The following is a 14,801-nucleotide window of genomic DNA, read 5'->3' on the forward strand; positions in this document are numbered from 1 at the left end:
CGCAAGTCCAGTCATAGATCCTAGTGTACGTGCGCATCGGGTCTTTGGTCACATACGCGGGAAGGTTCTGCGCTAGGTCTCAGCGGCCAGGTGCTCAATACACACGGTGCGAAAAGACGAGGCCCAACACGATGGGGCGACAGGGAGTTTTCAGGCGTCGATGCGCATGCGGTCGATGCCAGAGGATCCTTCGACAATGAAATCCTTACGCGGTCCCACCGTGGAACCCATCAGCAGTTCGAACACATCTTCTGCTTCGCGCAAAGCGTCTTCATCATCAAGGGTGATGCGTCGCAAGGAACGATGCGCGCGATCCATGGTGGTTTCAGCCAACTGGTCCGCGTCCATCTCACCCAGGCCCTTGTAGCGCTGGATCGGTTCTTTCCATGTCCGCCCCGCCTTACGCAGTTGAGCAAGCTTCTTGTGGAGTTCATCTTCGGAATACGTGTAAATCAGTTCGCGAGGCTTGCGTCCCTTAGCGCTCACTTCAATGCGGTGCAACGGTGGAACAGCAGCGTAAATTCGGCCAGCTTCGACCATGGGGCGCATATAGCGGAAGAACAGGGTGAGCAACAACGTGCGAATATGCGCGCCATCGACGTCAGCATCGGTCATCAAAATAACCTTGCCGTAGCGGGCGGAATCAAGATCGAAAGTTCGACCTGATCCTGCACCAATGACCTGGATAATGTTCGCGCATTCCGCGTTCGCCAGCATATCCGCTGTCGATGCCTTTTGGACGTTCAGGATCTTGCCTCGAATCGGGAAGAGCGCCTGATACTGGCTGTTGCGTGCCGCCTTTGCCGTGCCCAGTGCCGAGTCACCCTCGACGATGAACAGTTCGGTTTCTAAGACATCTTCCATTCGGCAGTCTGCGAGCTTCGCGGGCAGAGAGGATGTTTCAAGCGCATTCTTCTTACGCGAAATTTCCTTGTGAATACGCGCTGAAACACGCGCTTTCATTTCGCCGACAACCTTTTCCATCAGCGAAGACGTCTGCTGTTTGTCGTCGCGCTTTGCGGAATTAAACTTCGCATTCAGCCAGTCGGTGACAACGCGAGACACGACCGTACGGACTTGTGGTGTACCCAGGATTTCCTTGGTCTGCCCCTCAAACTGCGGTTCGGGGAAACGGACGGTGACAACGGCAGTCAGACCCGCTTGGACATCATCCTTTTCGGGACGCCCATCTTTGGTACCCACCTTCAACTTGCGCGCGTTCTTATCAATCTGCGCGCGCAACACCTTCAAGACAGCCTGCTCGAAACCGGCAACGTGTGTGCCACCCTTCGGGGTCGCAATAATGTTGACGAATGACTGCAGTGAAGTATCGTAGCCAATCCCCCATCGCAAGGCGCAATCCACCTGGCACGTGCGTTCCACTTCGGTCGCAGCGAGGTGTCCCGTTGACGGATCGAGTGCCTGAACGGTTTCGGTGAAGGTTCCTTCACCTTGAATATGCCACGTGTCAGTCACAGGACCATCGCTGGCCAGCCAGTTCGTAAAGTCAACGACGCCACCGTCGTAGCGGAATGACTCGTGAAGCTCTTCTTCTGCGCGCTCATCCCAGCAGTTGATGGTCAGGCCGGGAACAAGGAATGCGGTCTGGCGTGCACGCGCGCACAAAGCTTCCCATGAGAATCCTTCGGTTGACGGGAAGATCTGAAAGTCAGCCCAGAAACGCACGCGTGTACCGGTGACATTCTTCTTTACCTTGCCAACGGTTTTCAGCTGTGAAGATTCTTCAAACGGAGTGAACGGTGAATTCGGGGTGCGTTGCTTCGAATCGTCGAATTCGCCGGGCTCACCGCGACGGAAACACATTTCCCATGTCTTTGAGCCGCGGTCAACCTGCACGTCAAGACGCGCGGACAGCGCGTTCACAACGGACGCACCCACGCCGTGCAGACCACCCGATGACGCATAGGAACCACCACCGAACTTACCGCCAGCGTGAAGCTTCGTGTACACGACCTCGACGCCTGACAAACCGACACCGGGGACCTCGTCAACCGGAATACCTCGACCGTTGTCAGCCACCGACGCAGAATAGTCAGGGTGCAGGCGCACATTGATCGTGTCGCAGTGACCTTCAAGAGCCTCGTCAACGGCATTGTCGATAATTTCCCAGAGACAGTGCATCAAACCGCGGTGGTCCGTGGAACCGATGTACATGCCGGGGCGCTTACGAACAGCTTCCAGTCCTTCAAGGACGCTGAGGTGCCGTGCCGAATAGTCAGATGAAGAAGTCACCCGCTTATCTTAAAGAATCATTGAATGAGCGCCATTTCACCTCGCCGTATTCTTCCAGATGACGCGTGTTCCACTTGCTCGCATGATGAGCACACTCGCGTACGGATTGCGCCGAGGGTGAACAATCGCTTTTGAACGCGACATTACCGACTCTTTAGTGTGTGATTGAAACATGACAACGCTTTCACTTCAGCCAGAAACCTCAACGGCCCCGGTTCTCAACGCCGCCGACCGTTGCGACAAGTGTGGCGCGAAGGCGTGGCTGCGTGCCACGATGCCATCCGGCTTCCAACTGTTCTTCTGCGCCCACCACGCGACGCAAAACCTTGACGCCCTTATGCTGTCGGGCGCCTCGATCCTCGACGAACGTCACTTCCTGAACAAGGACAACTGATCATCTGCTGTCTCGGTTCTCTTTGACCACGCCACAACTACTGAATAGACAATGGGTACGCCATCTGGCGTACCCATTGTCTTTGTTATCGCGCGGGCAGAAAACATAAAGATGCGGACACGGGTTTCTCACACTAACACGGCATTATGAGCGCGCAAGACGCTGGGAAACAACTCCTGTCACACCATCACGCATCGAGACGCCATAGAGAGCATCGGCGATCTCCATAGTGCGTTTCTGGTGCGTGATCACGATCAGCTGAGATTCTTCACGTAGTTCTTTAAAGATTGCCAGAAGACGCGACAAGTTCACGTCGTCGAGTGCGGCTTCAACTTCGTCCATCACGTAGAACGGAGATGGACGAGCTTTAAAGATCGCGACGAGGAAAGCAATAGCTGCGAGTGAGCGTTCACCACCCGACAGCAAACTCATTCGCTTGACCTTCTTGCCGGCGGGGCGAGCTTCAATTTCAATGCCCGTGGTCAAAGGCGAATCTGGGTCGGTCAAAATCAGATCACCTGTACCGCCGGGGAACAAAACGTCAAAGGTGTGCGCGAACTGTTTCTTCGTGTCTTCAAATGCGGAAACGAATGCTTCTTCAACCAGTCGATCCACATCGGTAATGATGCTCATCAGATCGGCTTTTGATTCTTTGAGGTCTTTTACCTGTTCCATCAAGAATGCATGACGAGCAGCCAGAGCATCGTGTTCTTCCAAAGCCAGGGGGTTCACGCGCCCCAGGCGCACCAGCTCGTTTGAAGCTTTCTCACAAGCCTTTTCTTGTTCGCTTCGAACAAAAGGCTGGCCTTCTTCGCTGACTTCTTCATCCGGGTCCGATGGGAAAACGGGTACCAGGGTATGGGGTCCGTATTCTTCAATCAAAGTGTCAGCATCGAGCGCAAGCTCTTCCATTGCTCGACGCTCAACATCACTCGCTTGCAATTCCAGTTGAGTGCGCGCAATTTCGTCACGTTGAACCTCGCCAGTAACGTCGGCTAGGCGCTTCATTTCTTCATCCACGGCCAAGCGCAGGGCACCAACGCGCTCATTTTCCTGCCGAGTTTCTTCAGCAACCGCCGTCTGGCGGGCCGAGGCGATAGCAAGCAGCTGGGCAGCCTCGTTCACTGCCTGACGCGCGTCGGCCTCAATCTCCGTTGCAGCACGCAACGCAACCTGGCGTTGAGCTTCGCGCTTCGCATAACGGCCACGCTCTTCGCGCTCTTTTGCTGCTGCCTGGCGAAGGTTTCGGGCACGCGCGCCAGCCTGCCTGGATTGTTCTTCTAATGCTCGCAATGCCAGGCGCGCTGAGGTTTCCGCTTCACGGGCTTCTTTCGCCGTTCTGGCAGCACCCTCAGCTTTATCGCGCGCTGCGTCGACGTCTTCAGAGGGACTCTCCGACAGTGTTTCGACTTTCGATCGCGCTTCTTCAACGCGTTCTTTAGCCCATTCGACATGATCCTCGGCACGTTTGAGCGCTTCTCGTCCACGGCCTACCTCAGCTTCACTGGCTGCGAGCGCGGACTGGAGTCGTGCAGTCTTTTGAGCGCGTTCAGCCTGCAGGGCGTCGTGGGCACGCAGAGCTTTCAGGGCTTCGTTCGCTCCGCGTATTGCCAGGTCCAGCGCAGTATTCGCTGCCGTGAGTTCATCAGAGAGGGCATCGCACGTGTGTTGTGCTGCCTCGGCCTTCGTAGCGGCTGCTTCGTGTTGGGCTTTGATGGCAAGTAATGAGTCGGCTGTCTGTCCGGCTGCTATAACACCTGAACGAGTCACCATTGTTCCGCTCAATGTAACGGCAACGTCCACTGTGTCGATCGCAATGCCACGTTGGGCAGCATCAAGATCGTTGGCAACTACTGCGCCACAAAGCAAGGCTGAAACGCTCGCTGCGACTTTCGGGTCTGGTGTCACGCACTCTCGCGCCCACGTCAGGCCCTCGGGTAGTTTCTGCTTGGCAGGCGCGACCTCGTCCCCATTCGCGATCATCATCCGTAACTGGCCACTATTGGACTCCTGGGCGTCGCGCGCTTGAGTGAGCGCAGAATCCAGGGAATCCATGACGACGGCGTCCGCAAATGGGCCAAGTAGCGTCGCGATCGCGTTCTCGGTTCCTTGGCGGGCGTTCACGAAATCCTGGACGGCACCCAGCACGTGGTCACGATCGAGCAGGTGAGCCGTGTCATCGTCACGCGCAAGAAGCTGGGTCAGGGCATCACGACGCGCTTCCCAGTGAGCACGATCGGCGCGAGCTTCGCGTTCAGCGGCAAGGAGGGCATCAACTTTTGCTCGTGCCTGATCACGATGGATGCCCGCCTGCGCATGCGCGCGACTCACATCGAAATCGCCACCCGATTCTTCGGGCGCGTCCTCAACGGCTTTCTTCGCTTCTTCAGCTCGCGCGAGTGCAGCTTCGAGCGCGCTACGAGCACGACCGGCTTCCGCTTCACCGGCTTCCAATCGGGCGTGAGCACTCCCAACATCACCCGTCAGGCGCGCCACTTTCTCACGATGGTCAGCGACGAGTGCGTTGACCCTGGCGAGTTCTTTGGCTGCGCGTTGATCTTCGTCTTCCGCTTGTTCCTTGGCGCGTACGAGGCTACTTAATTCACGTTGGGCTTGCTGAACACGCTGGAGAAGGTCCCCGTCCTCATTCGAAGCAGCTAATGCCCTCTGGTCCAAGACATCCGGGTCTTCACCCGTCGGTGTAGCTTCGGGGCGCGAATACTGTTTGACGCGCTCGGCAGAGATTGCGAGCGTCGTCTTCGCACGCTCATGGACGCTGGTCGCTTCCTGCCAGACTCGCGTCACGTCATTCGCATTGCGAGCGCGAGCTTCTTGATTGCGTTCGCTTTCCTCAATTGATGCCCGCAGATCCGCAATCTTGGTTTCATGCGCACGCTTCAGCTCTTCGAGACGGGTATCAATATGCGACTGACGTTCAAGCTTCTCGCGCACGTTCACAAGATCGTCGGCGAGCAAGCGAGCTTTCGCGTCTCGCACTCGTGCTTGGATCAACGAGGCCTTGCGCGCCTGCTTCGCTTGGCGCGCAAGAGGACCCAGCTGGCGTCGGATCTCTTCAGTCAGGTCCAGAACACGCACGAGATTCTGATCCATGTCAGCGAGCTTCTTCAGCGCACGCTCTTTACGCCGGCGATGCTTCAGCACACCGGCAGCCTCTTCAATGAACCCGCGACGATCTTCCGGGGTTGCTTGAAGGATCGAGTCGAGGCGCCCCTGCCCCACGATGACGTGCATCTGACGTCCCATGCCCGTATCGGACAGCAATTCTTGAATATCAAGCAGTCGAGCAGGTGAACCGTTAATTGCGTATTCGGAGCCCCCACCGCGGAACAGTGTCCTGGTGATCGTTACTTCCGTGTATTCGATGGGAAGAGCGCCATCTGAGTTATCGATCGTCAGATCAATCTGCGCACGCCCTAAAGCCGGACGTCCCGATGTGCCGGCGAAAATAACGTCCGACATGTTAGAGCCACGCAGGCTCTTCGCGCCCTGCTCGCCCATCACCCAGGCAAGTGCATCCACAACGTTCGACTTACCCGAACCGTTCGGACCCACGACACAGGTGATCCCGGGTTCAAGCTTCAACGTCGTCGTAGATGCGAAAGACTTAAACCCGCGTAGCGTCAGGTTCTTTAAGTGCACGGGTCAAGGATACGTGGAAACTGTGGGAAGAATAAGAAAAAGTGGCGCCTGCAGATGCAAACACCACTTTTTCATAATGTCATGCGTGCTCCTCGGACAGGTTCACGCTCATACAAGATAGTCTCAGCAACACAGTTCAGGGAACCACAGTGCGATCTCACGCTCAGCAGAAGTCGGGGAATCTGAACCGTGAACAACGTTCTCCACGTGGTTCGAACCCCAGTCGCGTCCAAGATCGCCACGAATAGTTCCAGGAGCAGCCAAGGTCGGGTTTGTTGTGCCCATGAGAATACGCATACCCTCAATCACGCGGTCACCTTCAACCACGATGGCAACGAGCGGGCCCGAGCTCATGAAATCAACCATTCCGTTAAAAAAGTGTTGCTCACGGTGCTCCGCGTAGTGCTCTTCAAGGAGTTCCCTAGAGGCCTTCTTAATCTTCAGGCCCTTCAGGACATAGCCCTTCGCTTCGATGCGACGCAGAACCTCTCCAGTCAGACCGCGAGCAAACCCATCGGGCTTGACCAGGATCAGAGTGTGTTCCTTATTCGGGTCGAGCAGATCAGGAGTTGGCATTCGCCCTCCTTTCATTACACGTTGTTCAAGGAATCAATATCGTAACCGATGATCGCATCATCGTTCACACGACGTGGCTGTGGCGGTACTCGGATGAATATCCACCACAGCCACACCGCATCACGAAACGTTTTCGATCATCTCTTTGAGAGCAACAATGCTCTCAGCTGCCTGCGGACCAGTAGCCCGCAGTTCAACCGTTTCGCCCTGCTTCACACCGAGAGCCATGATTTCAAGAACGGAAGCGGCATCTGTTCCATTCACAAGAATCTCGGCATCAAATGTGGCTGCAAGACGAGCCAGAAGAGCTGCCGGACGAGCATGCAGACCAACCGGATCAGCAACAACTGCCGTGTCCGTGACACCATCGGTTGGAGCTGAAGAAGTCTGGCGATCCTGATGCATAGAGTGAAGCTCGATCATTGGTCCGATCGCATTACGCGCAGCATCGGCAACGTCATTCAGGCAATCACCCAATTGAGCGCGCACCGCAGCCGCGACAGCACCCTCAACAAGCGGAGCTTCAATGAACTTCAGATGATCGGGATCGTCAGCAAAATCCAGAACCGATTCAACCGTCATCGTGGCTGAACCAAGATCTGTCAGGATCAAGACACCTGCACCATCGCCATCGCCAACCTCATCGAGGCAGGCGCTGACAGCAGCATCAATCTTGTCGAAGGATGTACCGATCCCGCCCTCATCAGTACCACCCGCGGCTTGGAAGAAAACCTCGGGAGCCATCTGCCGGGCAAGTTCGACTACGCCACGAGCCAGAAGATCCGAATGGCTTGCGATGACAAATGCAACGCGCGCCATCATTCCTCCTCAGCTGCTTCAAGCGCCTTCGCAAGGATGATCGCGGACGACATAGCACCCGGATCAAGATGTCCCTTGGAACGCTCTCCCAGGTAGGAAGCACGACCCTTGGTTGCCTGAAGAGGTTCAGTGGCAAGAGCACCCTTATGAGCGGCCTCGGAAGCAACCGCCAGAACCTGTTCAGGTGTGGCGCCAGATTCTGCAGCAGCCTTAGCTGCGTCATACGCCGGACCCCAGGCATCGACCATGGTCTTCTCGCCACGCTCTGCCTTGCCACGAGCCTGAATGCCAGCGAGAGCACCGCCGATCAGGGCAGCAACAGCTTCAGCGGTCAGAGGTTCGTCGACAGCAACCTTTGCTGCGCGCAGAAAAGCTGTTCCGTACAGAGGACCAGCAGCCCCACCGACCGTCGACATCAGAGTCTTCGCAACGATCTTCAGGCAGTCCTGAACGCTAGTCGGAGGCGTTGCTTCGAAGGCTTCCATGACCTTGCCGAACCCACGATCGAGGTTCTCACCATGATCACCATCGCCGATCTGGCGGTCCAGATCGATCAAGTATTCACGCTGAGCACCAATCTCTACGCGAGTAAGCGCAATCCAGCGCATTGCCCATGCAGTATCTAGCGCCATCTAGTCCCTCACTTCCATGCCGGTGTTGCCACCGGCGCATCGAACAGTTCAAGCATTTCGTCATCCACGCGGAGCAGGGAGACAGAAACGCCAGGCATTTCAAGGCTGGTCACGTAGTTGCCCACCATTGTGCGAGCAATCTTAATGCCGTCTGCTTCCAGCAGCTGAGCCAGTCGACGATGGCAAATGTAGAGCTCGGACGAAGGTGTGCCACCCATTCCGTTGACCAGGGTGATCACACGCTGGCCCTTTTCAAGCTTCAGGTCATCACGAACCTTGATATAGAGCTCTTCCACCAGTGCGTCAGCGGTTTCCATCTTGCCACGACGGTAACCGGGTTCACCGTGGATACCGATGCCGAGCTCGATCTCGTCTTCGCCAAGATCGAAGGAGGGGGTGCCTGCGTGAGGAACCGTGCACGGGCCAAGTGCGAGGCCCATGGAACGCATCTCGTCGTTCACACGCTGAGCGATTTCGGTGACCTTGTCAAGGTCGTCGCCACGTTCTGCGGCTGCACCGGCAAGCTTCTCAACAAAGACGGTGCCGGCAACACCACGACGGCCTGCGGTGTACAGCGAGTCTTCGACCGCGACGTCATCATTGACGACAACGGAACGGACCTCGATGTCTTCCATTTCAGCCATTTCGGCGGCGGTCTCGAAGTTGAGGACGTCGCCGGTATAGTTCTTCACGATGTGCAGGACGCCTGCACCGCGATCGGCAGCCTTTGTGGCTTCGAGGATCGGATCCGGGGTCGGGGACGTGAAAACGGCGCCAGGAACGGCAGCATCCAGCATGCCCAGGCCGACAAAGCCTGCGTGCAACGGTTCGTGACCAGAGCCACCACCGGAAACCAGACCGACCTTGCCGTTATCCTTCGGGGTTGCGCGGGTAACGAAATCGGGATCGAGGTGAACCTCCACCATATCCGCATGCGCCAGAGCAAACCCTTCGAGGGTTTCCTTGACGACGTTGTGGACGTCATTGACCAGCTTCTTCATCGTGCCTCCTTGCATCAAAACAGAGCGGTCATGCTCTGGGACTATGGTGCCACGACTTTTGCTACTCGACTAGCAAAAAGACGGCTCACTGACCTCTATGGACGAATGCCAGCAAGATCAAGCATGTGGCCTGCAAGAACGACCGAGCCAAAGACGACCACGCCGCATTTGTCTGCGGGGTCAGTGGTGACTTCAGCAAGGGTCGCCGCACGGTCGACCGCTTCGCCAAGATTGTCGCGTACTTCCACCCTGTCTTCACCAAAGACATCGATTGCAATTTCGCGCAATTGTTGGATATTCGCAGCACGTTCGCCGGGCATTTCGGTGATGACAATCGAATCCAGATGCGGTTCCATTTCGGCCAGAACGGACTCGATGTCCTTGTCTCCCATCGCCGAATAGACGCCGACAACGTGAGCGAATGCGAAGGAATCGTCAAGAGCATCGGCAAGGACGCGAGCACCTGCGGGATTATGTGCAGCGTCGACAAGAATTGTCGGGGATGTGCGCACAACCTGCAGGCGTCCCGGTGAAGTCGCCGTCATCATGCCATTTTCGACGATCTTCGCATCCAAGGCGCGACCGCCCATGAACGCTTCGACTCCAACCAGAGCTGCCGCCGCGTTGTGGGCCTGATGCTCGCCAAAGAGCGGAACGAAAACGTCAGTATAGGTGGCGGAAGGAGTGCGGACAGTAACCAGCTGACCACCAACGCCCATCTGGCGATCAAGGAGCTCGAAGTCTCGGCCTTCAAGGCGGACGATCGCATCAACTTCGCGGGCGCGGTCCAATAGGACCTCTAGTGCTTCTTCGGGTTGCTCGGCGATCACGACAATCTGACCGGGCTTGATAATCCCGGCCTTTTCTTCTGCGATTTCACGGATCGTGGAGCCCAGCCACTTCGTATGATCCAGATCGATCGGCATGATCACAGAAACGCCGGCCTCAATGAGGTTCGTGGCATCCCACGTTCCACCCATGCCGACCTCGATGACGCCAGCATCGACCGGGTGGTCCGCAAACGCTGCCAACGCTAGAGCAGTAAAGACCTCAAAAAACGACAGGCGTACTCCTCCGGCAGCAACCGACTTCGTGTCGACCATCTCGACGTAGGGCGCGATATCGTTCCAGGCTGCGATAAAGGCTTCGCGGGAAATTGGTATGCCTTCGATACTTATTCGCTCACGCACATCAATCAAATGCGGAGACGTAAATCGTCCGACGCGCACGCCGAACGCAGTCAGCACCGCATCGATCATGCGTGCGGTCGATGTCTTGCCGTTCGTACCCGTAATGTGCACGGTCGGGAATGTATTCTGCGGATCGCCCAGGATATCGAGCAGCATCCGGATGCGATCCAAGCTCGGCTCAATGTCGTGTTCGGGTGCGCGCTCGACGATTGATTCGTAGATCTGAGCCACCGTAGCATCCAGCTCAACCGAATCTGCAGCCTTCGCGAGAGCTTCTTCGTGTTCTGCGCGCGCTGCCTCGGCGTCGTCGGCAAAGTCTTCGTCGATATCGCCTTCCAGTTCTGCGAGAATCGAAGGATCGGGGCCAAGTAGCAAGGAGGATTCGACGAGGTTCCGCAGAGCAGTTTGCAGTTCAGCCTCTTCGGCATCTTGCCCGTGATCCGTTACGTCAGTCAATGCCACCTCATCGGGCTCGTCAGCCGCTTCAAGGTAGGGAATCAGATCCGCAGGGATTGAGCCTGCAACCGCTTCTTCCTCGCTATCGCCAAAGAATGCGGAGTGATCGTTCGACATGAGGGCCTCCAGAGCACATGTTGCCCGGCGCATCGAAAGTGCGCGCAGTTAAAAAGCGACCCGCCTATTTTATACGGTTCGGGGCTGGGAGCACTTCGTAGTGATGTGATCCCAGCCCCGAGTCACGCGATCAAATGATCAGTGCTTTGCGACGCTCACCGTGAGCTTCTCGCCGGCTTCCACGTTCACCTGAAGGGCGAGCGTTTCGTGGGCGATCATTTCAGTGTGCGCGTTCACGGCGTCCACGCGATCAGTAGGAACAACGAGGTTCAGCGTGATGCGGTCAGCAATATGCAGGCCGGCGTTCTTACGCTCATCCTGCACGGCGCGGATCACGTCACGTGCGTAGCCTTCAGCTTCCAGCTCCGCGGTCAGCTCTGTATCAAGCAGGACCACCGTGCCATTGCTCATGACGTCCGCCGCCTGGCCTTCTTCAGCGTCCACGGTGGTGGCCACTAAGAACTGCTCGCCGGTCAGAACAACCGGCTGGCCATTAAGCTGGACGGTCGCAAAAACACAGCTACCGTCTTCGTTCACGGTCCACTCGCCCGACTTCTGCGCCTTGAACAGCAAAGACGTCAGCTTACGGAGCTCGGGAGCAAAGGCGCGCGGGTTCAGCGACAGTTCGATGTTCGCACGCAAACCGGATTCTTCCGGCGTTCGGAAGCGAACGTCCTTGACGTTGACCTCGGATGCAACAAGGTCAGCGAACTGGCCGAGCGCACCCGCCTGCTCAGAGACGATCGTCATGCCGGCAAGTGGCTGACGAACGCGCAGGTGATGGTTCTTACGCAGGGCGTGTGCCGTCGACACAACGTCGCGGACCTCGTCCATTGCGGACACCAGTGCGTCGTCAGCAACCAGATCCGAGATCACCGGGAAGTCAACCAGGTGGACAGACTCACCACCGGTCAGACCGCGCCAGATTTCCTCGCTGAGCAACGGGAGTAACGGAGCTGCAATCTCAGACAGACGGACAAGAGCGGTGTACAGCGTGTTGAACGCAGCCGAATCCTCCTCCCAGAAACGCTGGCGCTGAGTACGCACGTACCAGTTCGTCAGAACATCCAGGTAATCGCGGACGTGCTCGCATGCCTTCGCGATGTCATACCAATCCAAGTCAGCCTTGACATCGGCTGCGAGCGAGCGCGTGCGTGCCAGCAGGTAGCGGTCCATCTTCGACAAGCTGGAAACCACCGCTTTGTCGTTGAGGTCCCAGGCCGTGGCCTCGTACCCCTTGCCCCCATTCGCTGCCCCCGCGTACAGAGTGAAGAAGTAGTAGGTATTCCAGATCGGCAGTAGCACCTGGCGAACCGTGTCACGGATACCCGTGTCGGTCACTATGAGGTTGCCACCGCGGACGACAGGCGAGCTCATGAGGAACCAACGCATCGCATCCGAACCGTAGGTGTCGAACACGCCGTTGACGTCCGGATAGTTGCGCAGGGACTTGCTCATCTTGCGGCCGTCATCACCCAGAACGATGCCATGCGAGACAACGTTCGTGAACGCCGGGCGGTCGAACAGAGCGGTCGCCAGGACGTGCAGGGTGTAAAACCAGCCACGCGTCTGGCCGATGTACTCGACGATGAAGTCGCCCGGGTAGTGCGACTCGAACCATTCCTGGTTCTCGAACGGGTAGTGAACCTGCGCGTACGGCATAGAACCAGACTCGAACCAGCAGTCGAGAACGTCCGGGATACGGCGCATCATCGACTTGCCCGTCGGATCATCCGGGTTCGGGCGAACCAGCTGATCGATGAACGGGCGGTGCAGGTTATCCACCTTCACGCCGAAGTCGCGCTCAAGTTCCTTAAAAGAACCGTAGACGTCTTCACGCGGGTAGTTCGGGTCATCTGAACGCCAGACCGGGATCGGCGCACCCCAGAAGCGGTTACGCGAGATCGACCAGTCGCGAGCGCCGGCAAGCCAGTTTCCGAAGATGCCGTCTTTGGTGTGCTCAGGAACCCAGGTGATCTCTTGGTTGAGTTCGACCATGCGATCACGGATAGCGCTGACGCGCACGAACCACGAGGACACAGCCTTGTAGATCAGCGGCTTACGGCAACGCCAGCAGTGCGGGTAGGAGTGAACATACGACTTCTGCTGAACCAGAACGGCACGCTTTTCTTCGGGAACGCGGGCCAGCGGACCAGTACCATCGCGCAGGTCAACGGTGATCGGCTTATTCGCATCGAACACCTGCATGCCCTGGTAGTCGGGAACTTCAGACGTGAAGCAACCGCCTTCATCCACCGGGATGACCGGTAGGATTCCGCGTTCCTGGCAGACGAACATGTCGTCTTCACCGAATGCGGGTGCGATGTGGACCAGGCCGGTGCCGTCTTCCGTCGACACGTAATCGCCGGGGATGATCGTCCAGCCGTCCGGGCCGGGAGCCGCACCCTTGGCGCGGTGATCGGCGTTGTCGAAATAGTCGAAGATCGGGAAGTAATGCTTGCCCGCAAGCTCGCTCCCCTTGAAGGTCTTCACGATCTGCGGTTCTTCGCCCAGTTCCTTCGCGTATGCGCCAAGACGCCCCTGAGCGACAACGACATCCTGGCCGGCAACCGGGGACTCGAGGTCAGCCGGAACGCGCACGACCACGTAGTCGATGGTCGGGCCAACGGCGACAGCTTCGTTCGACGGCAAGGTCCACGGGGTCGTAGTCCAGATCAGGACCAGTTCACCCTTGTCAGAGCCCTCAACAAGAGGCTCTTCGAGGCGCATACCAACGGTGACCGTGTTGTCTTGACGATCCTGGTAGACATCGTCATCCATCTTGAGCTCATGGTTGGACAGCGGGGTACGGTCGTGCCAGCAGTACGGCAGAACGCGGTGGCCCTGGTAGGCAAGATCCTTGTCATAGAGAGTCTTGAATGCCCAGATGACCGACTCCATGTAGTTCGGGTCGAGCGTCTTGTAGTCGTCGGAGAAGTCAACCCAGCGAGCCTGGCGGGTGACATAGTCTTCCCACTCGTTCGTGTAACGAAGAACAGACGAACGGCAGGCCTCGTTGAACTTCTCGATGCCGAGGCCACCTTCGCGGGTGATCTCAGTGACATCTTCGATGCCGAGGATACGCTGCGCCTCGAGTTCAGCGGGCAGACCGTGCGTGTCCCAGCCGAAACGGCGTTCAACGCGGTGGCCGAGCATTGTCTGGTAGCGACCAACAACGTCCTTGACGTAGCCGGTCAGAAGGTGACCGTAGTGCGGAAGTCCGTTGGCAAAGGGTGGGCCGTCGTAGAACACGAACTCGTTCTGACCGCCTTCGCCAGCAGGGCGCGCCTCAATGGACTTACGGAAGGTATCGTTATCGGCCCAAAAGGCCAGGGTTTCGCCTTCCATCTGCGGGAAGGACGGGCTTGCGTCCACCTCGTTGTCGCGGTGACGCGGGTAAAAGCCGTGCTTCGTCATTGTTGTCCTCGTCTGTTCGATTCACAGGGACGAGGACCAGCTTCACTGGGACCCGCGGTACCACCCCGCTTGCTCTACCACCCCGATGCGTGCGCGCCGCAGGAGCAAAGCCGCTTCTTTTATTCGCTGTAACGGGCTCACCCGTTCGGTTCTACTGTGGGCGCACTGCGAGCGCGCCCGGTTCTTCCGAAAACTCCCCGGTGATACCCCGCGCCGTGTAGCGCAGGCCGGATCAACGTTGGTGTTTATCGTAGCTGAAATTACGACTGAGAGCCGAGCCAGCCCA

Annotated in this window: 9 protein-coding genes; 1 reads left to right on the forward strand and 8 read right to left on the reverse strand. The window is 57.5% G+C overall.

The genetic code is table 11. The features are described from left to right. Positions 1–150 precede the first annotated feature (150 nt). Positions 151–2,253 carry a DNA gyrase/topoisomerase IV subunit B gene (locus tag QP442_RS04880; RefSeq protein ID WP_103633612.1) on the reverse strand — a complete coding sequence of 701 codons (2,103 nt, stop codon included), beginning with the start codon at positions 2,251–2,253 and terminating at the stop codon, positions 151–153. A gap of 172 nt (positions 2,254–2,425) precedes the next feature. Between QP442_RS04880 and QP442_RS04885 the strand changes: the two genes are divergently transcribed. Next, positions 2,426–2,647, forward strand: a complete 222-nt coding sequence (locus tag QP442_RS04885; protein WP_006681584.1) for a DUF7455 domain-containing protein — start codon at positions 2,426–2,428, stop codon at positions 2,645–2,647. Positions 2,648–2,791: 144 nt separating this feature from the next. Here the strand turns inward: QP442_RS04885 and smc are convergent, their stop codons facing one another. The 7 genes from smc to ileS all read right to left on the reverse strand — a co-directional run bounded on the left by smc (position 2,792) and on the right by ileS (position 14,515). After that, positions 2,792–6,307: a chromosome segregation protein SMC gene (smc, locus tag QP442_RS04890; RefSeq protein WP_103633611.1), complete on the reverse strand. Its 3,516-nt coding sequence runs from the start codon at positions 6,305–6,307 to the stop codon at positions 2,792–2,794. 123 nt (positions 6,308–6,430) lie between these two features. Then, on the reverse strand, positions 6,431–6,883 hold the full coding sequence (ndk, locus tag QP442_RS04895) for a nucleoside-diphosphate kinase (protein WP_101627233.1): 453 nt from the start codon (positions 6,881–6,883) through the stop codon (positions 6,431–6,433). Positions 6,884–7,003: 120 nt separating this feature from the next. Then, a complete protein-coding gene (gene dhaM, locus QP442_RS04900) occupies positions 7,004–7,705 on the reverse strand; it encodes a dihydroxyacetone kinase phosphoryl donor subunit DhaM (protein WP_103633610.1) in 702 nt (233 codons plus the stop codon). Further along, a complete protein-coding gene (gene dhaL, locus QP442_RS04905; RefSeq protein ID WP_103633609.1) occupies positions 7,702–8,334 on the reverse strand; it encodes a dihydroxyacetone kinase subunit DhaL in 633 nt (210 codons plus the stop codon). The genes dhaM and dhaL overlap by 4 nt, the downstream gene beginning before the upstream one ends. Positions 8,335–8,342: 8 nt before the next feature. Next, positions 8,343–9,335 carry a dihydroxyacetone kinase subunit DhaK gene (gene dhaK, locus QP442_RS04910; protein WP_103633608.1) on the reverse strand — a complete coding sequence of 331 codons (993 nt, stop codon included), beginning with the start codon at positions 9,333–9,335 and terminating at the stop codon, positions 8,343–8,345. Positions 9,336–9,430: 95 nt separating this feature from the next. After that, positions 9,431–11,098, reverse strand: coding sequence for a bifunctional folylpolyglutamate synthase/dihydrofolate synthase (locus tag QP442_RS04915; RefSeq protein ID WP_103633607.1), 1,668 nt, complete (start codon positions 11,096–11,098; stop codon positions 9,431–9,433). A 138-nt stretch (positions 11,099–11,236) separates the two neighbouring features. After that, a complete protein-coding gene (gene ileS, locus QP442_RS04920; RefSeq protein WP_103633606.1) occupies positions 11,237–14,515 on the reverse strand; it encodes an isoleucine--tRNA ligase in 3,279 nt (1,092 codons plus the stop codon). Between the last annotated feature and the right edge of the window lie 286 nt (positions 14,516–14,801).

The sequence above is a fragment of the Pauljensenia sp. UMB1177 genome, from assembly GCF_030217965.1.
In the GTDB taxonomy this organism is placed as follows: Bacteria; Actinomycetota; Actinomycetes; order Actinomycetales; family Actinomycetaceae; genus Pauljensenia; species Pauljensenia turicensis_A.